The sequence below is a fragment of the Kaistella faecalis genome (genome assembly GCF_019195395.1).
GTDB classification, from domain to species: Bacteria; Bacteroidota; Bacteroidia; order Flavobacteriales; family Weeksellaceae; genus Kaistella; species Kaistella faecalis.
Genome location: NZ_CP078067.1, coordinates 1,529,476 through 1,552,111 on the forward strand (window position 1 = coordinate 1,529,476; position 22,636 = coordinate 1,552,111).

Genomic DNA, 22,636 nt, shown 5'->3' on the forward strand with positions numbered 1-22,636 from the left:
ATTTTTAGTACGATTAAATCTTAGAAAGCAAATTTCTGAAATTCGTTTTCTCGTCAATGATTCTTCGCAAATCGGCTACGGGAACTCTTTCCTGCTTCATTGTGTCGCGGTCTCTTAAAGTAACCGTGTTGTCCACTAAAGAATCGTGATCGATCGTGATGCAGAAAGGCGTTCCAATCGCATCCTGGCGTCTGTAACGTTTTCCGATGCTGTCTTTGTCTTCATAAATCACGTTGAAATCAAATTTCAGATCGTTAAAGATTTTCTCACCATATTCACCTAAACCGTCTTTTTTCATCAAAGGTAAAATCGCCGCTTTTACCGGAGCCAAAGCCGGTGGAAGCGAAAGAACTGTTCTTTCCGAACCGTCTTCCAGAACTTCCTCTTTCAGTGAATTCGAGAAAATCGCAAGGAACAAACGGTCTAAACCTACAGAAGTTTCCACCACATAAGGAATGTAGTTTTCATTTCTTTCGGAATCGAAATACTGTAATTTCCGGCCCGAGAATTTCTCGTGCGCTTTTAAATCGAAATCTGTGCGGGAGTGAATTCCTTCCAGTTCTTTAAATCCGAATGGGAACTTGAATTCAATATCTGCCGCAGCATTTGCGTAGTGAGCTAATTTTTCGTGGTCGTGGAATTTATAGTTTTCTGCGCCCAAACCTAAAGCCAAATGCCAGTTCAGACGTTTTTGTTTCCATTCTTCGTAGAAACCAAGTTCGGTTCCCGGCGGTACAAAAAACTGCATTTCCATCTGTTCGAATTCCCTCATTCTGAAGATAAACTGTCTCGCCACGATCTCATTTCTAAAGGCTTTACCAATCTGAGCGATTCCGAAAGGTAATTTATGACGCGAAGTTTTCTGAACATTCAGGAAGTTCACGAAAATCCCCTGTGCAGTTTCCGGTCTAAGATATAAATCGGTTGCAGAATCTGCAGAAGCGCCGAGTTTCGTTCCAAACATTAAGTTGAACTGACGGACATCGGTCCAGTTTTTAGAACCTGTATCCGGATCAGCGATTTCCAGCTCTTCGATTAAAGCTTTTACATCCGCTAAATCTTCATTTTCCAAAGATTTTGCCATTCTCGAAAGGATGGTTTTCTGTTTTTCTCTGTATTCTAAAACGCGTCCGTTTGTGGTTTCAAATTCATTTTTATCGAAAGCATCACCGAATCTTTTCGCGGCTTTTTCAATTTCTTTCTGTGCTTTTTCTTCAAGTTTCGCACAGTAATCTTCCAACAGAACATCGGCTCTGAAACGTTTTTTCGAATCTTTATTGTCGATTAAAGGATCATTAAAGGCGTCAACGTGACCGGAAGCTTTCCAAATCGTCGGATGCATGAAAATCGCAGAATCAATTCCCACAATATTTTCATTCATCTGAACCATTGCTTTCCACCAATATTGCTTGATGTTGTTTTTCAGTTCCGCACCATTCTGTCCGTAATCGTAAATCGCTGATAGTCCGTCATATATCTCACTCGAAGGAAAAATAAAACCATATTCTTTCGCATGTGAAATCAGTTTTTTGAAAACATCTTCCTGTTTAGCCATCGTTTTTAAGTATTTGTGCAAAAATAGTGAATTTTACTCATAAAATTGGGTCGAATATTCAGGAGCCGGGAACCTGCTCTCCGCTGTATCTTTTGCTCCGCTCCGCTCCGCAAAAAGGATGCCGCTGCGATCAGGGCTATTTGGGTGTAGATTTCGTTAGAAAGTTTGCTGACAAATCCTTAAATTTGCTAAACTTTTCTCCATGTACAAATCCTTCATCCGCCCGATTCTCTTCAAATTCGATCCTGAAGAAGTTCATTATCTTACTTTTTCATTATTAAAGAATTTCTCATTTCTCACTAAACTGTTTTTCCCGAAACCATTAGAAGACAAAAGGCTGGAAAGAGAAGTTTTCGGCCTGAAATTCAAAAATCCGGTTGGGTTGGCTGCAGGTTTTGATAAGGATGCGAAAATGTTCAGTGAACTTTCAGATCTTGGATTTGGTTTTATTGAAATCGGAACTTTAACCCAAAAACCGCAGGATGGAAATCCTAAAAAAAGATTGTTCCGCCTGAAAGAAGATTCTGCCATCATCAACCGGATGGGTTTCAATAATGGCGGAGTAGACGCGGCGGTAGAAAGATTAAAGAAAAATAAAAACGTGCTGATCGGCGGAAATATCGGGAAAAACAAAGTGACGCCAAACGAAGAAGCCGTCAACGATTATATCATCTGTTTCGAAAAACTTTTTCCTTATGTTGATTACTTTGTAGTAAACGTAAGTTCTCCGAACACGCCAAATCTCCGTGCTTTGCAGGAAAAAGAACCTTTGACGAAACTTTTAAGTGAACTGCAGGAACTCAATTCAAAAAGAGAAAAACAAAAACCAATTCTTCTGAAAATCGCGCCGGATTTAACAGATGAACAGCTTTTAGATATTATCGATATTGTAAACGATACCAAAATTGCCGGAGTTATCGCAACAAACACTACACTTTCCCGTGAAGGTTTGGTTTCCAATAACAAAGATGAAACGGGTGGGCTTTCAGGAAAACCTTTAGCGAAGCGTTCCACGGAAGTCATTAGATTTCTTTCAGAAAAAAGTGAAAAAGCTTTCCCGATCATCGGTGTGGGCGGCATTCATTCTGCGGAAGATGCGCTTGAAAAACTGGAAGCCGGAGCAAGTTTAATTCAGCTTTATACCGGATTTATTTATGAAGGCCCGCAGCTGATTCATGATATCAACAAAAAACTGCTGCAGACCATTAAATAGAAATTTAAGAACTGTAAACGTTCAGTAAAAACTTTAAATTAAAAATTGTAGGTGAGCGCTAATCCCTCTCTGGTAAAATCAAACTGATAATACTGCGCTTTTGGAGCAAATTTATTCTCAGTTTCAACTCCTTTTTTTACTTTGTTTTTTCCAATCACCGCAAGTGGAATCGCAACGGCCACAACGCCAATGCCGACTCCTACCAGCGTCCAGCCGGGTTTACTTGTTTTTACTTTAGTGAAATTACCCGTATTAGGATTGTAAATGTTTGCGCTTTTTTCCTGAGTCAGTGCGTTCGGAAGTCCGGCACCGATGAGTAAACCACCGCTAAAGCCCATAATATTTGCAATGGTTCTGTAAGTTCGTCCTTCCTGAATATAATTTTTAGCAACTGGATTTGTAAATTTGGTTTTGTACTCGGAGAGCTTATAACTTACTCCTTCTTTTTCGAATTTCTTAGCGCTTTTACTGAGTTTGATCTCTTGTGAGAAGGAAAAGCTGAATAGTAATGCTGCGAAAAAAGTAAATATTTTTACCATGAATTTTTTTTACTAAAATAGTTAAAATTCTGAGCTGTGAAAGTTAAATAAAAAAATTCGCGATGGTATAAATAACTAATCCCACCAAACCGCCGACTAAAGTCCCGTTAACGCGGATAAACTGAAGATCTTTTCCTACTTCAAGTTCCAGCTTTTCGCTGAGTTCTTTTCCTTTCCAGTTTCCTACCGTTGAACTGATAAGGTTTCCGGCGAGGTGCGTGTTTTTCAGGATATATTTATATGCCGTAACGCGAACCCAGTGATCGATTTTGTTTTGAAATTTTTCGTCGGTTTTGAGATTGTCGGCAAGTTCCGACAGGTTTTTCTTGATATATTTTTTTAAGGTGGAATTTTCCTCTTCTAGCTCTTTCGACAGCGATTTTTGGATAGAATTCCAAATGTCCTTCGAATACTGATGAAGTTTGTCTTCTTTCAGAAAATCATTTTTAATCCCGCGGAATTCTTCGGCCCATTTTTCTTCGGTTTGAATTTCATGAGAGAAAGCATAGAGTTTTTGAGTGATCTCAGTCCGCAGAGAATGGTTTTGATCAATTTCAACTTCTTCAAAAAATGTTGAAAGGCCGTTGGTTATTTTTTCAGCGATCGTATCATCTACAAATTTTGGAATGAGGAAATAGCTTTCCTTTTTTACGCGGTCTTTCACGATTTCCTGATGTTGAAGGACGTAATCCTTGATCTGTTTTGAAAGATTGGTGATCATTCTCTGATGGTCGTTTTTATCAAGAACGTATTCAAGTCCATTGCCTACAATCTGGTTAATTTTCAGATCGTCAGTCATTTCTTTTGCCTTATTTCCAATGAAATTTACTACTACAGTATCATCGAGTTTATGAAGAATATCCAAAACGATATTGGAAAGTTCCTTTACCAGATTCTCCTGATTTCTTTGTTTGGAAAGCCAGTCTCCAACGAAATGTGAAATTTTCAGTTTCTGAATATATGGCCGGATGTTTTGTGGAGAAAGAAAGTTGGAGACCACAAAATTGCCGAGATTGTCGCCAATGCGTTCTTTACTGTTTTCAATCAGATTAGTGTGCGGAATTTTTAAACCCAAAGGATAATTGAAAAGTGCTGTAACCGCAAACCAGTCGGCCAAAGCGCCTACCATTGCAGCTTCGGAAAAAGCTCTGATATATCCGATCCAGTGAGCCGGATTTTTCTTTTCAAGAATAGTCATGATTACAAAAATAACAGCCATCAAAACAAAAAGTCCTGTCGCAAACGTCTTGTATTTCCAGAGCTGTTTTTTTTTCTCTTCGTCGTTCATTGTATCAAATTTACTAATTTTGAATTCTAATTCATCTCAAATACTAATTATGATTAAAAAGAGTTTTTAAAAGATGAAAATTATAATTTCAATGCTGATGCTCATTTCACTGCAAATGTGTTCTCAGGTAAAACAACCTCAAAATACCGAAGTAATGGAAAATTCCACAACAAAAAACAATCCATATTATTCCCGGACGGACCGAAGTAAACTGAAGATCTCTAACTCTGAATGGAAAAAAATTCTTTCACCCGATTTGTATGCAATTGCAAGAGAAGCCGATACAGAAAGACCTTTTACAGGGAAATACAATGAATTTGACGAACTAGGCGATTATTATTGTGCGGTTTGCGGAAATCATCTTTTCCGTTCAGATTCTAAATTCTCATCCACCTGCGGATGGCCGAGCTTCTTTGAAGCTGATAAGGAAGGAACAGCGTATAAACGCGACTCGTCCCACGGAATGGAAAGGATAGAGGTGCTTTGTAAGCGTTGCGATTCGCATTTGGGACACGTTTTCAATGACGGACCGCCGCCAACAGGAACCAGATACTGTATGAATTCTGTTAGTTTAGAGTTCGTAGGGGATTCAGAGAAAAAATAAAAAAATTGCGGAACTTTTGATTCCGCAATTTTTATTTTAAACAATTAATCTTTAAATCAAAGGCGCTCCCACCTGCAGATCGCATCGGTGATGAGGTTCACCATGCGCCGGATTTAATGCCGGTTTTGGCCCTAAAGCTGACGTTGAGGAAACCGATGGTGCCGGTGCAGCTGAAGGTGAAATAGGATTGGTATTGAAATTATTACTTACCGGTGCCTGCTGCGGAACAACCTGAGGTGCTGCGGCCTGAACCGGTGCAGGACTGTCGAGCGGTGCGCCTACCTGAATGTCGCAACGGTGATAGGGTTCACCATGAGCGGGATTTAATGCGGGTCTGTTTACGTCTGTGGAAGTGGTTACCGTTGCAGAATTCTGGGCAGTAGCATCAGTTGCAGCAGTATTTTCTCCCGCTGGAGCCGCAGTTGCTTCTGACGTGGCTTTAGTTTGAGATTCTGTTGCTTTTGTGTTTTTGCACGAAACTGTAAAAGCTGCGGCTGCAAAAAGCAATAATGATATTTTTTTCATAAGAATTGATTTAATTTTTTCTAAAACGAAACATCCAGACCAAGATACACATTTGCCGGCATAATCGGGGCATACACCATTCCGCCGTCGAAATAATCGCCAAATGGATTCTTCGCGTCAATAATCGGCTGGTCCTGTGTATAGCTTGTCAGGTTTTCTCCACCCAAATATACACGAATATTTTTATTGAAGTTTCTTGAAATCTGTGCATTCAAAGTCGCAAAGGAATCAGAATATTCAGGAAGTCTGAATTCTGCAGGATTTGCATTTAAATTGGGTAATTTCTGCTTTCCCACAAGCTGTAGTGTCGTATCAAAACTCCAGAAAGCACCTCTGTCATTTTTATCAGTAGCATACGACGCATTAAAGAAGCCCCGGTTTTTTGCCATAAATGGGATCTCTCTTTTTCCTCCTGAATAATCGGCCTGAACATCATAATATTTGTAGGCTAAACGAAGTTCAAGATTTTTTGCAGGAGTAAAGTCGAGCTGAGTTTGAAAACTGTTTGCATACGAAGTTCCGTCAAGATTATAAAACACAATTTTGTTTGGAGAGATGTCCAGATCTGCCAAAACCTGATCCTGGAAATCGGTTCTGAAAAAATCCGCAACCAATGTCGCTTTTCTGTTGAACAATTTAAATTCCTGCTGAAGGCTGGCTCCGTAATTCCAGGCAATCTCTGGCTTCAAGTCATAAATGTTTCCGCCGTTTCCTAAGATTTCAATCTGGCGGTTTGAAGCAAAATACTGTTGATTTTCTGCAAAAATATTGGCCGTTCTGAACCCTTTTCCTGCGGAAAGTCTCAGAATTGTTTTCGGAGAAATATCGTATTTAAAATTAAGTCTTGGGGTAAACTGTGTTCCGGCAAGGTTGTGAAAATCTGTTCTTGCTCCGGCCACCAAAGTGTATTTTAAACCGGTTAAAGTATATTCAAAGAATACTCCGGGAATAGTTTCTGTCCTCTGAAAATTCTGAGTTAGATAGTTTTCATCAAAATCATCATACAGGAAACTTGCTCCGGTTTTGTATTTATGATTGGTATTTCCGAAAATACTTTCAAATATTAAATTGGAATAAAAGGTTTTCTGATTTCCCAAATAATTTCTGTTTCCAAAAAAACTGTCCTGCTGATGATAGGTGAACTGATTCATCCATCCGATACTTTGATAAGGTTTTCCTTTAAAAACGTATCCTGTTTTATTCCAAATGTCGAATTTAGAAATGTCAATTCCCACTCCGTAAAAGCTTTGCTGTGAACGGTCTGTATTTTTATCGAAATCTGTCTGACCGCCGAATCTTTCATCTTTAACGAAACTTATTCCGAAATGTGTCCCCAAACCTGAGTGTTCCAAATCATTGTAATTCAGCAAATAAGATGCATTAATCTGGTTTCCTGTCGGTTGGTCTAAGAAACCGTCGTCATTCGTGTCCATCTTTGCTAAAGTGGCATTTCCGTGCAGAAGTACCGACTGGTTCCAGTGGTCCGTAAGTTGGGTAGTTGAGGTGATATTGGATTCAAATCTCCCATTGATGTCTCCGAAAAAATTGATGGCAGTTTCGGGTTTTTCCTGCATTTTTAAAAGTTCGGTATTGATTTGTCCGGTAATACTTTCGAAGCCGTTGGTCACGGTGCTTCCTCCTTTCGTAAGCTGAATTCCGCCAATCCATCTGCCGGGAATTAAATTCATTCCATAAGGTGACGCCAAACCTCGGATGGAGGGTAGTAATTCTTTAGTTAAAGAGGTGTATTTCTGATCTAAACCCAACATTTTCAACTGTTTGGTTCCGGTAACGGCGTTGCTGAAAGATACATCAACAGTGGCATTGGTTTCAAAACTTTCAGAAAGGTTACAGCAAGCTGCTTTTAGCAATTCCTTGGAACTGATATTGAACGTAAGACCCGTTTCTTTTTTGTTAAGTGCTGTAGCCTCAGCCATTTTTATGAGTTTTACTTCTTCAATACTTTTGTCAACATGATCTGCATGTTGGGTAAAGTCTTTTTTAGGAGCAGGTACTTCTTCTAGATGGACTAAATCGCTTTTCACGCCCAAAGGCAGGGTGCGGTCATATAAACAGCAATCGGGAAGATTATTATAAACTGCATCACTTGCTGTGTATTTTTCATTATCATGTCCTACCTCGGCAATCACTTTCAAAACTGCGTCTGCTGATGTTTTTACGGGATTGAAACTTAGGGTCACAATTTGGGTTTCAGGATCCCAATTCGCTGAATCTGCGCCGGCGGTTTTTGCAGCTTTTTCAATTCTTGTCTTACACGAAACGCAGTTTCCTCTTACAAAAAACTGATTTTCCCCTTTTGTAGGTTTGCTCGGTTCTGCATTTGTTACTGTTAGAAAAGAAGGTTCTCTTAGGTAAAGACAACATCCGGGAAGGTTTCTGTACACTTCATCCGTAGCCGAAAATTTTTCGTTGTCGTGACCTACGTCCGCGATTTTTTTTAGAATTTCATCAGAACTTACTTTTCCCGCATCATATTCTACTGTAAGCTGCTGAGAATCTGAGTTCCAGTTGGCGTAAGTTGCCCCGCTTTTTTTGGCGGTTGTTTCTATTCTTTCTTTACACATTCCACATTCCCCTTTTACTTTAAAGGTTGATTTAGTAATGGTTTGTGAATATAATAAGTTGGATAATAAGAGTGAAAAAGCCACAAGACTTTTTAAAAATGTTTTCATTTTTTAAAATATATTAATTTAATAAAGTGAGCCAAAAGCACATACTTTAGGCTGTGAGTCAATAAATTAAGCTATTTTTGGCGGTTGCCAGATGTTATGAAAACTTGAGGAAAAAAAAGAAATTTCGTAATTGAATTTCAGCTGATGAGTGAGAAGAACTTTATCTGCCGACTGGTATGCATCAGAAAGGTAAAGATTCAGAACAAAATTCACTGAACACGAATGACAGTTCGAGCAGTCATTGCTGCAAGTATTTTTCTCCGATGTTCCCGAAGGACTCTCCGAATGGCAGGATGTTGTTTTTTCAGTTTTGCAACAGTCATCTTTCTTCGCTTTTTTGTCGCAGCATTCCATTTTCGCATCCTGTGCAAAAAGGGTCTGCGTTGGAAGAATAAAAACTCCCAAACCAAAAATTATTAAAAAGATTTTTAACGTTCTTAACATCTGAAAGCAAAATTACAAAAATAATTCTGAACTAGAGGCGAGTTAAAGTTTCTTAAAAAACAGTTAAAAAAAGCAGTTGCAACGATCTGATAACTAATTAACTGTATTTTTGCCGGGTCAAATTTATTTAACATAATACAGAATGAAGAAAGTCCTTTTATCACTGGTTACCGTCCTCTTTTTTGCAACATCGTTTTATACGCTCGATTCAACAAAGGAAACAATACCAGAAACTCCCAATAAAAAAACCTCCCTACCGATACTAAAAAAATCAACTTTAAGAGAAGATAACTCAGCAGATATTTACAATGCTATCAGTTTTGAAAACAGCAATACATTGAATCCCGAAGTTTTTAATAAGGCGTTTTTAGGTTTCAACAATCTTAAGAAAGCCGATAAACTTCCTGAAACTTCAAATTTAATCAGTATCGTCGATTTTTCACTTTCATCAACACAAAAGCGCCTTTGGGTAATTGATTTGGAGAAGAAAGTTGTAGTTTTCAATTCGTTGGTTGCGCACGGAAAAAATACGGGAGAAGAATTTGCACAGAAATTTTCGAACACCGAAAGTTCTTACCAAAGCAGCCTTGGTTTTTACATTACCGAAAGTACGTACAACGGCAGCAACGGATATTCCCTCAAGCTTTTAGGGATGGATCCGGGTTATAATGATGCGGCTCTGCAAAGAGCGATCGTGATGCATGGAGCAGATTACGTGAGTGAAGATTTCATCAAATCTCAAAAAAGAATTGGCAGAAGCTGGGGTTGCCCAGCAGTTCCCAGAGCTTTGGCAGAACCGATCATCAATACAATAAAGGGTAAAAACCTGTTGTTTATTTATTATCCTGATCAGCAATATCTTTCAAAATCTGAGTGGCTGAAAAACAGCGAAACGATCTAAAAGAAAATCCCGGATTTTGATGAATCCGGGATTTTTTTTATTTCAATTCAATCGGGTTGTTATTTTTCTTCATTTCTTCTTTCATTCTGTCTTCCATTTGTTTTCTTTGGGCAGGATCCGGTGTTCTCATCGATCCGCCTCGTGTTTGCGGCGCGCTGATTGCTGATCCGCCCCTCATTGATGTTTGCATAAAAGATGCGGGGTCTTTCCGGAAAAGCGCTTCTTGTTTTTCGTAATCTTTTCTTTTCACTTTTACGATATTGCCACCTTGGCTTAAATTTGTCAACGCACCGATTTTCTTAGTTTCCTTTAAATCGAAGGAATAATCACCTTTTGAATCTTCAACTTTTACAATTAAACCAGGAAGTCCGGAAAATTTATAAGGTCCATCCTGAAAAGGAACATCAGTGGTAAACCATGCAAACCATGTTCTGCCGCCAAAATTAGTCTGGGCTTTCTGGGTTTTGTAATCGCCGATTTTGGCAGTTTCCGCAAGAATTTTCCATTCCATAGTACGGTCTTCGTCATAAGAATACTGATCGCGGGCAATTCGCGAATTATAAGTATTTTTTCCGGTTTTAAAGTCTTTTTCTATAGTGAAATCTATATGGGAACGAAGATTTTGCATCTGAGTCCGGTCGAAACTTCCGCCGTTTGTCTGGCGCATTCGGGTGAACAGAGAATCACGCTGAAGGCGTTTTTCGCCATAGAAAATTGATTTTTCCGGAGTAACATCCAGATAAGCATTTTCTGTTTTTATTTCGCTGCGGTTTGTAGAATCGATCTTCATGGTGACCTGATATATAAATCGGTTTGCCTGTGCGAAGATGATTTGTGAGGTTAATCCTAAAACAATAAGTCCAATCTTTTTCATTGATTTTGATTTGGTTTTTGATAAAAATTCTGTCCGAATGTTAAAATCATTCTTCTATCATTCAGATAGACAAATATACCGCCACGAATTTGATATTCATTATATTATTAGTAATTTTGCAATCTAAAATCAGTCTAAATAAAAACAATGATAAAAGTTAGCGATCATGCAAAAGAGAAAGCCATTCAGCTGATGACTGAAGACGGTTTTAAGCCTTTTGAAGATTATATTAGAGTCGGCGTTAAAAGCGGCGGCTGTTCCGGACTTGAATATGTGTTGAAGTTCGATAATGAGAAGTTCGATTCTGATCAGATATTTGAAGATAACGGCATTAAGATCATCATCGATAAGAAATCAATCCTTTATCTTGCTGGAACCACACTTGAATATTCAGGAGGTTTGAATGGAAAAGGGTTTATATTCAACAATCCCAATGCAAACAGAACGTGTGGGTGTGGAGAATCTTTTAGTTTATAAAAAATTATGTCAAAATATACAGAAGACGACTTAAGGGTCGATCTTGAAAACCAAAAATACGAATTCGGCTTCGAGACAGATATCGAGTATGAAGATTTTCCTACCGGTCTGAATGAAGACATCGTAAGAATGATTTCGGCAAAGAAAAATGAGCCGGAATGGATGACCGAATGGAGACTTGAATCCTTCAGAATCTGGCTGAAAATGGAAGAGCCAAACTGGGCAAATGTACAATATGAGAAGCCCGATTTTCAGGCGATTAAATATTACGCAGCTCCGAAGAAAAAGCCGGAACTGGCAAGTCTGGACGAAGTTGATCCGGAATTGCTGAAAACTTTTGCCAAATTGGGAATCAATATTGAAGAGCAGAAAAGACTTTCAGGAGTTGCTGTAGATATCGTGATGGATTCCGTTTCTGTGAAAATAACATTCCAGGAAACGCTTCTGGAAAAAGGAATTATTTTCTGCCCTATTTCGGAAGCTATCCAGAATTATCCGGAATTGGTAAAAAAATATATAGGAAAAGTAGTTCCAAGAGGCGATAATTTTTATGCAGCTTTAAACTCGGCAGTATTTTCAGACGGAAGTTTCTGTTATATCCCTAAAGGCGTGAAATGTCCGATGGAACTTTCTACTTATTTCCGAATCAACCAGTCCGGAAGCGGGCAATTCGAAAGAACTTTAGTGATTGCTGATGAAGGAAGTTATGTTTCTTATCTTGAAGGCTGCACGGCGCCGGCAAGAGATGAAAACCAGCTTCACGCCGCGGTGGTGGAACTTATCGCAATGGATAATGCAGAAATTAAATATTCTACAGTCCAAAACTGGTTCCCGGGAGATGCTGAAGGAAAAGGCGGAGTTTTCAATTTCGTAACAAAACGCGGAATTTGTGAGAAAAATGCAAAAATTTCATGGACTCAGGTGGAAACTGGTTCTGCAGTAACCTGGAAATATCCAAGCTGTATTTTGAAAGGTGATAATTCCATTGGTGAATTCTATTCCATTGCCGTGACCAATAATCATCAGTATGCCGATACCGGAACGAAAATGATTCACATCGGGAAAAATACCCGTTCAACGATTATTTCAAAAGGAATTTCTGCCGGAAAATCAAATAATTCCTATCGTGGATTGGTGAAGGTAATGCCTTCAGCAAAAGGTGCAAGAAACTTTTCTCAGTGCGACTCGCTTTTGATGGGCAATGAATGCGGCGCACATACTTTTCCTTATATCGAAATAAAAGATCCAACCGCACAGTTAGAACATGAAGCTACGACTTCAAAAATCGGTGAAGACCAGATTTTCTACTGTAACCAGCGCGGAATCAATACAGAGAAAGCGATTGCACTGATTGTGAACGGTTTCGGTAAAGAAGTTTTAAACAAACTTCCAATGGAATTTGCGATCGAAGCTCAGAAATTATTAGAAATTTCCCTTGAAGGATCAGTCGGTTAATATCAGTTTAAATAAGATAAAGATTCAGAAATCAATTATTGAATTTAAACAAACAAAAACAGAACTAAATTATGCTAAATATCAATAACTTACACGCTAAAATAGAAGACGGCGTAGAAATTTTAAAAGGAATTAATTTACAGATCAACCCGGGCGAAGTTCACGCGATTATGGGACCGAACGGTGCCGGAAAATCCACACTTTCATCCGTGATTGCCGGAAAAGAAGATTACGAAGTAACTGATGGTGAAATTCTTTTTGAAGGTAACAATATCATTGAAGATGCGCCGGAAGACCGCGCACATAAAGGGATTTTTCTTTCTTTTCAGTATCCTGTAGAAATTCCGGGAGTTTCTGTGACGAACTTTATCAAGGCTGCTCTTAATGAAACCAGAAAAGCTAAAGGTTTGGAAGATATGCCTGCGAAAGAAATGTTGGCACTGATTCGTGAAAACTCAGAAAAACTGGGGATTAAGAGGGATTTTCTTTCAAGATCTTTGAATGAAGGATTCTCAGGAGGGGAGAAAAAAAGAAATGAAATCTTCCAGATGATGATGCTGAATCCAAAATTAGCGATTCTGGATGAGACCGATTCAGGTTTGGATATTGATGCATTAAGAATTGTTGCAGACGGCGTTAATTCTTTCCGAAACGAAGGAAATGCAGTTTTGCTGATTACCCACTACCAAAGACTTTTAGATTATATTCAGCCTGATTTTGTACACGTTTTAGCTGACGGGAAAATCATTAAAACAGGAGATAAAAATCTTGCGCTGGAACTTGAAGAAAAAGGCTACGACTGGCTATTGAATTAGTTTGAAATGGTTTGAAAATTTACGGTTTCTGATTTTTGGGGCCTTAACAAAACAAGCACAAATCAAACATCATCAAACAAATAAATATGGCACTTTTAGAAAATATACAAAATAACCACGCAGCTTTTTTAGAAACCCTGAAACACCGTTTTCTGGATGATCAGAGGGCCTCGGCTTTAAATAAATTCTTTCAGCTCGGAATCCCCACTAAGAAAGACGAGGAATATAAATACACCAACCTGAAGGAGGTTTCAGAGAAAAATTATAACTTTTTCCCGAAAGAAACTCACAATATTACCAAAGAGCAGATTGATGCACTTCATTTAGGGGAAGAAAATTTCGACTGGATTGTCTTTATTAACGGACAGCTGCACAAAGAACTTTCAAAAATCTCCATTGAAAATGTGGAATTCCTTTCCTTTAATTTTGCGTTGAACGATGCAAAACATAAAGAGGTTTTCGAAAAATATTTCAATACAATCGCTGCGCGGGATCTGGCTTTTACCAACCTTAATTTAGCGTATTGCAAACAGGGATTTTTCTTAAAAGTTCCGAAAAATATGGTGATTGAAAAACCGATTCATGTTTTCTATCTTTCTCAGAACCAAGATGAAAATACGGTTTACAACACCCGGAATTTACTGATCGCGGAAGAAGGTTCCAAAATTGAAATCATCGAAAGCCATCACAATTTCGACAGCACTTTTGTTTTTACCAATTCTGTGACCGAAATCTTTACTTACCAAAACGCAAAAGCCGACTGGCATAAAGTACAGAACGACAGCGATACGTCGTATCTCATCGATCATACCTTTGCAAAACAAGAGCGCGACAGTTTAACGACGGTTAACACTTTCACTTTTGGCGGAAAACTCGTAAGAAACAACCTCGATTTCATTCATAACGGAGAGAATATCAACTCTTTCATGAACGGAATTACGATTATCGGCGGCGAACAGACCGTGGATCATCACACCGCCGTTCATCATAAAACCCCGAATTGCGAAAGTTACCAGAATTACAAGGGAATTTATAAAGACAAATCTCACGGCGTTTTCAACGGGAAGGTTTTCGTGGATAAAATCGCCCAGAAAACCAATGCCTATCAGCAGAACAACAATATTCTGCTCAATGAAGGTGCCACGATCGACACCAAGCCGCAGCTTGAAATTTTTGCTGATGATGTAAAATGTTCCCACGGCTGCACCGTTGGTCAGCTGAATGAAGATGCGCTTTTCTACCTCCGTGCACGCGGAATTTCGAAAAATGAAGCACAGGCTTTGCTGTTATACGCGTTCGCAAATGATGCGATGCAGAACATTGATATTGAGCCGCTTAAAATAAAAATTTCGAAACTGCTCGCCGAAAAACTGGAAGTAGATATCGAATTTTAAAAATTAAAAACGTGTTTCTGACACGTTTTTTTTATTTTTAGGGCGGACAATTCGCGCTCTCCGCTCATACTCCTCGGTCGACGGCTCCACTTCGTTCCGCCGCCTCCCTGCGGGGTAACCGCTGCGATCACGGCCGCAGACCCGTTTTCAAAACAAAACCAGTAATCCAATGAATTTAGAAAATATTACCGATCACCTTGAAGCTTACAAACAGCACGGACAAATTATCGATGCTGCCAATTTTGTCATCAGCAGTTTTGGTTTAGAGCATGAAAATTTTGCTGGCTTTGGTTTCCGTCCTGAGCTTGAGCCGAACAAATTGCTTCTCACTGCAGAAGGGGAAATAGGAGAAAGACAGAAGGTGATGATTCCAAAGAATCTTTTCGATTTCGATCTGAATTTAGTGGTCAATATGCTGGCTCACGAAATGCTGCACGTGCGTCAGAAAGCTCCGGAAAATTTAATCGAAGACAAAAACGAAAGGGAATTCCAGGCGTATTACGAAATGCTTTTTCATAAAGTTTTCCCCAATGTTCCGGAAGTTTCAGATTTTCACAAAAAATTCTTCGGCGAAAAAGCTTTGGAATATTACAGAAGAATGGGCGAGAACTCCGAATTGCAGGAGAGTTATAAAGAACAAAAATTGGAGATTGAAGCGTTAATTTCCTCAGTCACCTCATAAAAAAAGGAGACTTATTTCGTCTCCTTCACTTTTTTAGATTTCTTCGGCATTTTTGATTTTATGAATTTCTTTCGCGCTTTCACTGATTCCAGACTTTCGGAATTGAAACAGTACTTCTCCGTTTCTTTCAAAAAGTACAGTGCGTTCTTGAAACTTCCCCTCATCTCGGAAAGTAAGGCTCTATTATACATGATGGCGTACTTATCAATTCCTTTTATTTTTAAAGAATAATTAATCAGTTTTTCAGCTTCCTGAAAATCTTCGTTATCCAAAAGACATTTAATATAATATTTTGGAGTATTGAGATTGGTTACATCGCACTGCATCGCTTCTGCGAAATAGAGTTTAGCCTTCTCATAATCAAGGAGCATTTCGCTGTAGATTCTTCCCATCAGGCACAGCGAATCTGCATCTTCCGGGTCGTAAGAAAGCGCATAATTCAGCGCTTCCAAGCAATCCGGCAAGTTGTATGGATAGTTATCCAAAGCTTCGAAATAATATTTACTTTTAGTTAAGGTCATTTCTGTATTTTTTTAATTCATTTTTCAGTTGATATCTTTCTTTTTTGAAAGATTTTTCCTGATGATTCTTTTTAAAATCGGTTCCCGAAAATGTTCTGACCGGATTTCCACGCTGAACATTCAAATGATTATTCCAGGTTTCCTGCATTTGTTTTTCCAATTGCTGAATATGAAATTCCATTACTTTTTCTTTTAACCGGATAACTGAAAGTTTCTTATTCTCCAGTTGCGAACGCGAATCCTGTACGAAAACGCTTTGTCTGGTTTTCAAATAAGTTGCCCGAACTGCGGTTTCCACTTTATTCACGTTTTGTCCGCCACTTCCCTGACTCCTCGCGGTCTGAAACTGAATATCTTTTTCATTAAATTCAATTTTCTCCAAACCTTTCTGTTCAAAAATCCCGATAAACCAATTGCTCCGTTTGTGAAGTTTCCTGAAAGTGCTTTTTCCAATCCAAAGAATGCTTCCGAGCCAGGATTTTAGAAATTCATTCACGTCTTTTCCTTTTAAAAGTAAAGTCACAGATTTCAAAGTCAGATTTTCATCTCCATTTTCGCGATGAATGATTTCGTAATCAATTTTATTTTGTTTTGCTTCCTCAAGGAAAACCTTCAGAACTTTGGCAACTACCCATTGGCATTCTGAAGGCCCTCTTCCTGAGGTGATTTGTATTATTTTGTCCATTGTTTTTTAGGAGCTTAATCCCGCTTTCCGCTGTATCTTTTTTGCCCTCGCTTTTTTCAAGCCCTTGCAAAAAAAGGATGCCGCTGCAATCGGGGCTATGGATTTTCTTCTTTTTATTATTATTTGTTATAAATTATTTAATGTTTTTCGAAAGAATTAAAATGCAAGTATTTGACATCAAACACCCAACATCCCGCATCCAACATCAACCATTATTTATCCATCCTCACAATTCGGGGTTGAAAAGTTCCGAGAATATCTACCAAAGCGCTTTGCGCGTTCATCACTTCGTTGATGTCTTTGTACGCCATTGGTGCTTCTTCGGCATTTCCGCCCATCAACGTGACATTTTTGAGTTTCAATTCTTTTTTAATGTCATTTTGAGTGAAAAGACTTCTACATTGTCCTCTCGAAAAAGCTCTTCCAGCTCCGTGTGAAGCAGAGTTCAGTGAATCCGAATTTCCTTTTCCACGAACGATAAAACCTTTTGCAGTCATTGAACCTGGAATCATTCCCAACTCGTTTTCGTTGGCTGGAGTTGCGCCTTTTCTGTGTACAATCACTTCTTTTCCGTTGTGGATTTCTTTCCACGCAAAATTGTGGTGATTTTCAATTCTGGCTTTCACTCTTCCTCCGACTGCTTTTACCAATCTTCTGTGAATATCTTCGTGACAAGCCGATGCGTAATCCCCTGCGAGATTCATCGCCGTCCAATATTCTAATCCGAGATGCGTGTTCAAATCCAGCCAAGCGAAGTTTTGTGCTTCTTTTGGCAAGGGACATTGTTCTGTCGCAATTCTCGAATAATATTGAGCGATTTCTGCTCCCAATCCGCGCGAACCGCTGTGTGAAAGAATTCCGAGGTATTTTCCTTTTGGAAGATTGATTTGTTCGTCTTCTTCCGTAATTTCCACTTCCCCGAATTCTACAAAGTGATTTCCACCGCCGGAACTTCCCATTTGTTTAATGGTTTTTCCTTTTAATCTTCTCAAAATCGGAATTAAATCAAACGTATCTCTGTCGAAAATTTCGTGATCGATGTGAGATTTGTGTGTTTCGTACATTCCGAATTTGGTGTGTTCGGCAAGAGCTTTTTCGTATTTATCTCTTGCTCCGTCGAGATATGAAACCGGCGTATCCAAAATACTGAGCGACATTCTGCAACCGATATCCATCCCGACTCCGTAAGGAATCACTGCATTTTCAACCGCCAAAACTCCGCCGATTGGAAGTCCGTAACCGCTGTGTGCATCGGGCATCAAAGCACCCTGCGTTGAAATTGGCAGTTTCAAAGCGGTGTACAATTGGTTTTTTGCTTCATCTGAAATGTTGTTTCCGAAAATGTTGAAAGTTGCTCGATTTGTGTTGAGCATTCTTTTTTCAGTTTTCTTTGATGAAAGCAAAGCTTCTGCGATTTGTCCGAATGTTAAATCTTTCTCGAAGTTCTCCGGATTCTGCTGGATTTCTTTTAATAAAGATTTCACGTAATGAATATTTTTGGTTGCGAAGTTTCTTTTCATTACTTCTAAAGCGATGTTGACGCTCTGATTATTTGGATAACCTAATTTTAATATATCTTTTCCTTTAAGTTTTAAATTTCCCATTGTTTTTAAATAAGATGTTAGATGTGAGACATTTTTGCATCGAATATTTTCTCTACTAAAATTTTAGTTGAGTTGTTTTTTGTCACAACGTTTTTATGACAAATGTTGATTTGGAGCCGAATTCCCTAGCCCCGATTGACTCTTATTTTTTATTTGATTTTTTGAATCGTCGAATCTCGTTCCTCGATTTGCAGTGGAAATCCTTTTTTTTGCGATGGCTTGAAAAAAGCGATGGCAAAAAAGATTGCAACGGAAAGCGGGAAATAGCTCCTAAAAAAAGATTTCGGGGAAACTGTTTTGAGTTTGAAATATTGCGCAATAAAAAACCCGAAAATCTTGCGACTTCGGGTTTTGATATTTCAATATACTGTTATTCTATGAGTGTACCAAACCACGAAGCCTCGCCTTTGCAAAAGGCAATCCTACTGATGTATGTAGATTAAATTTGAACATTGCTTCGTTGTTTTTTAATTGGTTAAACTTGATTATCAGGTGCAAAGATATTATTTTTTTTGAATTGGCAAATTTTAGCTTAACATTTTCTTTAAAATTTCACACGCCGATTTGGGTAAATTAGTTCCCGGCCCGAAAATATGATCCGCGCCGTTTTGATAAAGAAATTCATAATCCTGCTGCGGAATTACACCGCCAACAACGATCGTAATGTCGTCTGCACCGAGTTTTCTCAATTCATCTACAACCTGCGGAACTAAAGTTTTATGGCCGGCAGCCAGGGAAGAAACGCCTAAAATGTGAATGTCGTTTTCCACCGCCTGTTTTGCCACTTCTTCCGGTGTTTGAAACAAAGGTGCAACATCTACGTCAAATCCCATGTCAGCAAAAGCAGTTGCCACAACTTTTGCTCCCCTGTCGTGGCCATCCTGACCCATTTTAGCAACCATAATTCTTGGTCGGCGTCCTTCGTGGTCTTCAAATTTTTGGGTTAAAGCAACGGCTTTATCAAAGTATTCATTTTTGCTTGCGTTCATGGCGTAAACTCCCTGTATTGTTCGGATATTGGCTTTATAACGACCGAAAGATTCTTCCATCGCGTCGCTCATTTCACCCAAAGTTACTCTTCTCCTTGCTGCTTCGATGCAGATTTCCAGGAGATTCCCATTTCCGGTTTTGGCTGATTCTTTCAGCTGACCGATAATTTCGCTCACTTTTTCAGCGTTTCTTTCCGTTTTTATTTGGTGAAGTCTTTCAATCTGTTTTCTGCGGACTTCAGAATTATCAATATCCAGAATTTCCAGATCCATCTGTTTTTGGGTGGATTTAAAAGAATTTACTCCAATGATAAATTCTTCTCCGCTGTCTATTTTTGCCTGCTTTTTAGCGGCAGCTTCTTCGATTCTCATTTTCGGAATTCCGGCTTCGATGGCTTTGGTCATTCCGCCTTCTTTTTCTACTTCATCAATGAATTTCATGGCTTCCTCAATCATCTGCTGGGTTAAACTTTCCACTAAATGACTTCCGCCCATTGGATCAACGACGTCGCAGATTCCGCTTTCCTGCTGAAGGATAATTTGGGTGTTTCTGGCAATTTTTGCTGAATAATCGGTTGGTAACGCGATAGCTTCATCCAGAGCATTAGTGTGCAGAGACTGGGTTCCTCCCAACGCAGATGACAAAGCTTCGATTGCGGTTCTCGTAATATTATTGAAAGGTTCCTGTTCTGTTAAACTCCAACCAGACGTTTGTGAATGCGTTCTTAATGCTAAAGATTTCGGATTCTGAGGATTAAACTGCGTTAAAAGATCAGCCCAGATTACCCGCGCGGCTCTCATCTTTGCAATTTCCATAAAATGATTCATCCCGATTGCCCAGAAAAAGGAAAGTCGCGGCGCAAAATCGTCCACCTTCATGCCGGCTTTAATTCCTGTTCTTACGTATTCTAGTCCGTCTGCCAAGGTGTAAGCCATTTCGAGAACCGGCGTAGCTCCGGCTTCCTGCATGTGATATCCTGAAATGGAAATGGAATTGAACTTGGGAATATTTTTAGCCGTATATTCGAAAATATCAGCGATGATTTTCATGGAAGGAGTTGGCGGATAAATGTAGGTGTTTCTCACCATGAATTCTTTAAGAATATCATTTTGGATAGTTCCGGAAAGTTTCTCCTGTGAAACGCCCTGCTCTTCTGCAGCAACAATATAAAATGCTAAAACAGGCAAAACTGCGCCGTTCATCGTCATGGAAACCGAAATTTCATCCAAAGGAATTTCATTGAATAAAATTTTCATGTCTTCCACAGAATCAATAGCAACACCGGCTTTACCAACATCTCCAACTACTCTTGGATGATCTGAATCGTAACCGCGGTGAGTTGCCAAATCAAATGCAACGGATAATCCTTTTTGTCCGGCAGCTAAATTTCTTCTGTAAAAAGCATTGGATTCTTCTGCAGTCGAAAATCCGGCATATTGTCTTATAGTCCAGGGTTTCTGAACATACATCGTGGAATATGGACCGCGTAAATAAGGTGCAATTCCTGCAGAGTACTCCTTTTCAGTTAAATGTTTTGAGTCTTTTTCGGTGTAGGAAGATTTCAATTCCAAACCGTCTTTTTCGAAATTATACAAAGTGTGCTGTACATAATCCAGAGAAAAATCCGGAGTTTCGGCAAGAATCTTTTTACGCATTGTTCTTAAAAATTAAAAAAGTAAAGTTACAAAATTTAGGCAAGGCATCATATTTAGAATTTGTATGGGAATAAAAAAAGCCTTCCCAGAAGGAAGACTTTCTTATTCTATTGAGTGGATAAATTATTTTGTAATATCACCATCACCGTCAGTAGCGTCTTTAGCTGCATCCTTTACTTCTGCTGCACCTTTCTCAACTGCATCACCTGTAGCGTTTATTGCTTCACCAACTGCGGTAGAATCAGAGATAATTGGTAAAGAATCGTTATCAACAACAACTGCAGTTGCTGTAGAATCTGCGTTTACATCTGTAGCAACAGTTTCGGTTTTTTTACAAGAAATTAAAGTTACTGCTGCAAAAGCAGCTGCCATAAAGATTGATTTTTTCATAATATAATATTTTTAAATTTTTGCTAATATATATAAAACGTATTAAAGTCTTAATAATTTTCTTCCTCGCCTTTCATTTTCTCCGCATTCTCTGCCATAATCACCGCATCAATCATTTCCTGCAAATCCCCATTCATATAGGCATCGAGATTATACATTGATTTGTTCACTCTGTGATCGGTAACTCTTCCCTGAGGATAATTATAAGTTTTAATTTTTGCTGACCGGTCACCTGTTGAAACCATGGATTTACGCTGAGCGGCAACATCTCCAACTGCTTTCTGCACTTCAATGTCGTAAAGTTTTGTCCTTAACATCTCCATTGCAAGTTCGCGGTTAGCCAACTGTGAACGTGCCTGCTGACATACAACAACCATACCAGAAGGCTTATGCGTTAGCTGAACTTTTGTTTCTACTTTATTTACGTTTTGCCCACCAGCTCCCCCGGATCGCGAGGTCTGCATTTCGATGTCGGCAGGGTTTAATTCGAAATCTACTTCCTCTGCTTCCGGAAGAACAGCCACGGTAATCGCAGAAGTATGAACTCTTCCCTGAGACTCGGTTTCAGGGACACGCTGAACGCGGTGAACACCAGATTCGAATTTCATAATTCCGTAAACGCCGTCGCCTTCTACTTTTAAAATTAATTCTTTATAGCCTTTGGAAGCTTCGCTGGAATCGGTTATTTCATGTTTCCAGCCTTTTGTCTTGAAATACATTGCGTAAGCTCTGTAGACATCTTCCACAAAAATAGCTGCTTCGTCACCACCGGTTCCAGCACGTAATTCGATGATTACGTTTTTATCATCGGCCGGATCCTTCGGGATAAGGAGTACTTTCAGTTCTTCTTCGAGACCGGGAATTCTCTGGATGGCTTCATTTTTTTCAATTTTAGCCATTTCTACGAATTCCTTATCAGATCCGTCGGCGATAATTTCGTCGGATTCTTCAATGGTATTCAAAGTCTGTTTATATTGATCGAAAACGGCAACGATTTTTCCGAGGTCGCTGTATTCTTTGTTCAGCGAGGAGTATTTTTTCTGGTCGGAAATTACATCGGGCTGAATAATGAGGTCGGCAACTTCATTATAACGCTGTTTAATGGCTTCGAGTTTTGGGATGAGTGACTTTGACATTTGTAGAAATTTGTGGGGGCAAAGATAGGAAAAAAGCAGAAAAGAATATTTCTTACCTAAGAACAACCGTCCTGTCTTATAGCCCGGATTGAAACGGCATCCTTTTGCAGAGCGAAGCGGCGCAAAAGATAGAGTGGAAAGCCGGAATTTGTATGGAAAGAAAACGGAAAAAGCTGCTCCAAAAAAAAATCAGTCT

22 protein-coding genes are annotated in these 22,636 nt (G+C 39.1%); 9 read left to right on the forward strand and 13 right to left on the reverse strand.

Features of this window, described 5'->3' with window-relative positions:
- Nucleotides 1–13: 13 nt before the first annotated feature.
- Nucleotides 14–1,555, reverse strand: a complete 1,542-nt coding sequence (locus KTV93_RS07275) for a glycine--tRNA ligase (protein WP_218248296.1) — start codon at nucleotides 1,553–1,555, stop codon at nucleotides 14–16.
- Nucleotides 1,556–1,757: 202 nt separating this feature from the next.
- Here KTV93_RS07275 and KTV93_RS07280 point away from each other — a divergent pair, with 202 nt between their 5' ends.
- A complete protein-coding gene (locus tag KTV93_RS07280; protein ID WP_218248297.1) occupies nucleotides 1,758–2,768 on the forward strand; it encodes a quinone-dependent dihydroorotate dehydrogenase in 1,011 nt (336 codons plus the stop codon).
- 38 nt (nucleotides 2,769–2,806) lie between these two features.
- On the opposite strand, the gene KTV93_RS07285 is transcribed toward KTV93_RS07280, so the two are convergent.
- Both KTV93_RS07285 and KTV93_RS07290 read right to left on the reverse strand, forming a co-directional pair.
- Nucleotides 2,807–3,307 (reverse strand): hypothetical protein, encoded by a 501-nt coding sequence (locus KTV93_RS07285; RefSeq protein WP_218248298.1) that lies wholly within the window; start codon nucleotides 3,305–3,307, stop codon nucleotides 2,807–2,809.
- Nucleotides 3,308–3,350: 43 nt separating this feature from the next.
- Nucleotides 3,351–4,595, reverse strand: a complete 1,245-nt coding sequence (locus KTV93_RS07290) for a DUF445 domain-containing protein (RefSeq protein ID WP_218248299.1) — start codon at nucleotides 4,593–4,595, stop codon at nucleotides 3,351–3,353.
- Nucleotides 4,596–4,668: 73 nt separating this feature from the next.
- Here KTV93_RS07290 and msrB point away from each other — a divergent pair, with 73 nt between their 5' ends.
- A complete protein-coding gene (gene msrB, locus KTV93_RS07295; RefSeq protein ID WP_218248300.1) occupies nucleotides 4,669–5,199 on the forward strand; it encodes a peptide-methionine (R)-S-oxide reductase MsrB in 531 nt (176 codons plus the stop codon).
- Nucleotides 5,200–5,250: 51 nt separating this feature from the next.
- Here msrB and KTV93_RS07300 read toward each other — a convergent pair whose 3' ends face one another.
- The 3 genes from KTV93_RS07300 to KTV93_RS07310 all read right to left on the reverse strand — a co-directional run bounded on the left by KTV93_RS07300 (nucleotide 5,251) and on the right by KTV93_RS07310 (nucleotide 8,861).
- Nucleotides 5,251–5,724, reverse strand: coding sequence for a hypothetical protein (locus KTV93_RS07300; RefSeq protein WP_218248301.1), 474 nt, complete (start codon nucleotides 5,722–5,724; stop codon nucleotides 5,251–5,253).
- Nucleotides 5,725–5,744: 20 nt separating this feature from the next.
- The gene (locus KTV93_RS07305; RefSeq protein WP_218248302.1) at nucleotides 5,745–8,417 is read right to left on the reverse strand and encodes a TonB-dependent receptor domain-containing protein; all 2,673 of its coding nucleotides are present in this window, start codon (nucleotides 8,415–8,417) and stop codon (nucleotides 5,745–5,747) included.
- A gap of 66 nt (nucleotides 8,418–8,483) precedes the next feature.
- Complete coding sequence (locus tag KTV93_RS07310) at nucleotides 8,484–8,861, reverse strand: hypothetical protein (RefSeq protein WP_218248303.1); 378 nt, start codon at nucleotides 8,859–8,861, stop codon at nucleotides 8,484–8,486.
- 142 nt (nucleotides 8,862–9,003) lie between these two features.
- On the opposite strand from KTV93_RS07310, the gene KTV93_RS07315 reads away from it, so the two are divergent.
- The gene (locus tag KTV93_RS07315) at nucleotides 9,004–9,762 is read left to right on the forward strand and encodes a murein L,D-transpeptidase catalytic domain family protein (protein ID WP_218248304.1); all 759 of its coding nucleotides are present in this window, start codon (nucleotides 9,004–9,006) and stop codon (nucleotides 9,760–9,762) included.
- Nucleotides 9,763–9,799: 37 nt separating this feature from the next.
- Here KTV93_RS07315 and KTV93_RS07320 read toward each other — a convergent pair whose 3' ends face one another.
- Nucleotides 9,800–10,636, reverse strand: a complete 837-nt coding sequence (locus tag KTV93_RS07320; RefSeq protein ID WP_218248305.1) for a GLPGLI family protein — start codon at nucleotides 10,634–10,636, stop codon at nucleotides 9,800–9,802.
- 147 nt (nucleotides 10,637–10,783) lie between these two features.
- Here KTV93_RS07320 and KTV93_RS07325 point away from each other — a divergent pair, with 147 nt between their 5' ends.
- The 5 genes from KTV93_RS07325 (at nucleotide 10,784) to KTV93_RS07345 (ending at nucleotide 15,459) form a co-directional block, all read left to right on the forward strand.
- Nucleotides 10,784–11,113, forward strand: a complete 330-nt coding sequence (locus KTV93_RS07325; RefSeq protein ID WP_218248306.1) for a HesB/IscA family protein — start codon at nucleotides 10,784–10,786, stop codon at nucleotides 11,111–11,113.
- Between the two features lie 6 nt (nucleotides 11,114–11,119).
- Nucleotides 11,120–12,568, forward strand: coding sequence for a Fe-S cluster assembly protein SufB (sufB, locus tag KTV93_RS07330; RefSeq protein WP_218248307.1), 1,449 nt, complete (start codon nucleotides 11,120–11,122; stop codon nucleotides 12,566–12,568).
- Between the two features lie 71 nt (nucleotides 12,569–12,639).
- Nucleotides 12,640–13,383, forward strand: coding sequence for a Fe-S cluster assembly ATPase SufC (gene sufC / locus KTV93_RS07335; RefSeq protein WP_088359027.1), 744 nt, complete (start codon nucleotides 12,640–12,642; stop codon nucleotides 13,381–13,383).
- A gap of 86 nt (nucleotides 13,384–13,469) precedes the next feature.
- The gene (sufD, locus tag KTV93_RS07340) at nucleotides 13,470–14,777 is read left to right on the forward strand and encodes a Fe-S cluster assembly protein SufD (protein ID WP_218248308.1); all 1,308 of its coding nucleotides are present in this window, start codon (nucleotides 13,470–13,472) and stop codon (nucleotides 14,775–14,777) included.
- Between the two features lie 169 nt (nucleotides 14,778–14,946).
- Nucleotides 14,947–15,459, forward strand: a complete 513-nt coding sequence (locus KTV93_RS07345) for a hypothetical protein (RefSeq protein WP_218248309.1) — start codon at nucleotides 14,947–14,949, stop codon at nucleotides 15,457–15,459.
- Between the two features lie 11 nt (nucleotides 15,460–15,470).
- Here KTV93_RS07345 and KTV93_RS07350 read toward each other — a convergent pair whose 3' ends face one another.
- The 3 genes from KTV93_RS07350 to KTV93_RS07360 form a co-directional block, all read right to left on the reverse strand.
- Nucleotides 15,471–15,980, reverse strand: coding sequence for a tetratricopeptide repeat protein (locus KTV93_RS07350; RefSeq protein WP_218248310.1), 510 nt, complete (start codon nucleotides 15,978–15,980; stop codon nucleotides 15,471–15,473).
- Complete coding sequence (gene prfH / locus KTV93_RS07355; protein ID WP_218248311.1) at nucleotides 15,967–16,665, reverse strand: peptide chain release factor H; 699 nt, start codon at nucleotides 16,663–16,665, stop codon at nucleotides 15,967–15,969. Before prfH ends, KTV93_RS07350 begins: the two co-directional genes overlap by 14 nt.
- A gap of 212 nt (nucleotides 16,666–16,877) precedes the next feature.
- Nucleotides 16,878–18,269 (reverse strand): RtcB family protein, encoded by a 1,392-nt coding sequence (locus tag KTV93_RS07360; RefSeq protein ID WP_218248312.1) that lies wholly within the window; start codon nucleotides 18,267–18,269, stop codon nucleotides 16,878–16,880.
- 95 nt (nucleotides 18,270–18,364) lie between these two features.
- On the opposite strand from KTV93_RS07360, the gene KTV93_RS07365 reads away from it, so the two are divergent.
- Nucleotides 18,365–18,712 carry a hypothetical protein gene (locus tag KTV93_RS07365; protein WP_218248313.1) on the forward strand — a complete coding sequence of 116 codons (348 nt, stop codon included), beginning with the start codon at nucleotides 18,365–18,367 and terminating at the stop codon, nucleotides 18,710–18,712.
- An 84-nt stretch (nucleotides 18,713–18,796) separates the two neighbouring features.
- On the opposite strand, the gene scpA is transcribed toward KTV93_RS07365, so the two are convergent.
- The 3 genes from scpA to prfA all read right to left on the reverse strand — a co-directional run bounded on the left by scpA (nucleotide 18,797) and on the right by prfA (nucleotide 22,440).
- On the reverse strand, nucleotides 18,797–20,914 hold the full coding sequence (gene scpA, locus KTV93_RS07370) for a methylmalonyl-CoA mutase (protein ID WP_218248314.1): 2,118 nt from the start codon (nucleotides 20,912–20,914) through the stop codon (nucleotides 18,797–18,799).
- A gap of 123 nt (nucleotides 20,915–21,037) precedes the next feature.
- Nucleotides 21,038–21,304 carry a hypothetical protein gene (locus KTV93_RS07375; protein WP_218248315.1) on the reverse strand — a complete coding sequence of 89 codons (267 nt, stop codon included), beginning with the start codon at nucleotides 21,302–21,304 and terminating at the stop codon, nucleotides 21,038–21,040.
- Nucleotides 21,305–21,354: 50 nt separating this feature from the next.
- The gene (prfA, locus tag KTV93_RS07380) at nucleotides 21,355–22,440 is read right to left on the reverse strand and encodes a peptide chain release factor 1 (RefSeq protein WP_218248316.1); all 1,086 of its coding nucleotides are present in this window, start codon (nucleotides 22,438–22,440) and stop codon (nucleotides 21,355–21,357) included.
- Between the last annotated feature and the right edge of the window lie 196 nt (nucleotides 22,441–22,636).

Excerpts from the sequence above, each read along its gene's own strand:
- KTV93_RS07325 (WP_218248306.1), top strand. The coding sequence starts at position 10,784 with ATGATAAAAGTTAGCGATCATGCAAAAGAGAAAGCCATTCAGCTGATG.
- KTV93_RS07320 (WP_218248305.1), bottom strand. The coding sequence starts at position 10,636 with ATGAAAAAGATTGGACTTATTGTTTTAGGATTAACCTCACAAATCATC.
- KTV93_RS07310 (WP_218248303.1), bottom strand. The coding sequence starts at position 8,861 with ATGTTAAGAACGTTAAAAATCTTTTTAATAATTTTTGGTTTGGGAGTT.
- KTV93_RS07315 (WP_218248304.1), top strand. The coding sequence starts at position 9,004 with ATGAAGAAAGTCCTTTTATCACTGGTTACCGTCCTCTTTTTTGCAACA.
- KTV93_RS07305 (WP_218248302.1), bottom strand. The coding sequence starts at position 8,417 with ATGAAAACATTTTTAAAAAGTCTTGTGGCTTTTTCACTCTTATTATCC.
- KTV93_RS07280 (WP_218248297.1), top strand. The coding sequence starts at position 1,758 with ATGTACAAATCCTTCATCCGCCCGATTCTCTTCAAATTCGATCCTGAA.
- prfH (WP_218248311.1), bottom strand. The coding sequence starts at position 16,665 with ATGGACAAAATAATACAAATCACCTCAGGAAGAGGGCCTTCAGAATGC.
- KTV93_RS07290 (WP_218248299.1), bottom strand. The coding sequence starts at position 4,595 with ATGAACGACGAAGAGAAAAAAAAACAGCTCTGGAAATACAAGACGTTT.
- msrB (WP_218248300.1), top strand. The coding sequence starts at position 4,669 with ATGAAAATTATAATTTCAATGCTGATGCTCATTTCACTGCAAATGTGT.
- KTV93_RS07375 (WP_218248315.1), bottom strand. The coding sequence starts at position 21,304 with ATGAAAAAATCAATCTTTATGGCAGCTGCTTTTGCAGCAGTAACTTTA.
- KTV93_RS07275 (WP_218248296.1), bottom strand. The coding sequence starts at position 1,555 with ATGGCTAAACAGGAAGATGTTTTCAAAAAACTGATTTCACATGCGAAA.
- KTV93_RS07300 (WP_218248301.1), bottom strand. The coding sequence starts at position 5,724 with ATGAAAAAAATATCATTATTGCTTTTTGCAGCCGCAGCTTTTACAGTT.
- KTV93_RS07345 (WP_218248309.1), top strand. The coding sequence starts at position 14,947 with ATGAATTTAGAAAATATTACCGATCACCTTGAAGCTTACAAACAGCAC.
- KTV93_RS07350 (WP_218248310.1), bottom strand. The coding sequence starts at position 15,980 with ATGACCTTAACTAAAAGTAAATATTATTTCGAAGCTTTGGATAACTAT.
- KTV93_RS07360 (WP_218248312.1), bottom strand. The coding sequence starts at position 18,269 with ATGGGAAATTTAAAACTTAAAGGAAAAGATATATTAAAATTAGGTTAT.
- sufC (WP_088359027.1), top strand. The coding sequence starts at position 12,640 with ATGCTAAATATCAATAACTTACACGCTAAAATAGAAGACGGCGTAGAA.
- KTV93_RS07365 (WP_218248313.1), top strand. The coding sequence starts at position 18,365 with ATGACAAATGTTGATTTGGAGCCGAATTCCCTAGCCCCGATTGACTCT.
- sufB (WP_218248307.1), top strand. The coding sequence starts at position 11,120 with ATGTCAAAATATACAGAAGACGACTTAAGGGTCGATCTTGAAAACCAA.
- KTV93_RS07285 (WP_218248298.1), bottom strand. The coding sequence starts at position 3,307 with ATGGTAAAAATATTTACTTTTTTCGCAGCATTACTATTCAGCTTTTCC.
- prfA (WP_218248316.1), bottom strand. The coding sequence starts at position 22,440 with ATGTCAAAGTCACTCATCCCAAAACTCGAAGCCATTAAACAGCGTTAT.
- scpA (WP_218248314.1), bottom strand. The coding sequence starts at position 20,914 with ATGCGTAAAAAGATTCTTGCCGAAACTCCGGATTTTTCTCTGGATTAT.
- sufD (WP_218248308.1), top strand. The coding sequence starts at position 13,470 with ATGGCACTTTTAGAAAATATACAAAATAACCACGCAGCTTTTTTAGAA.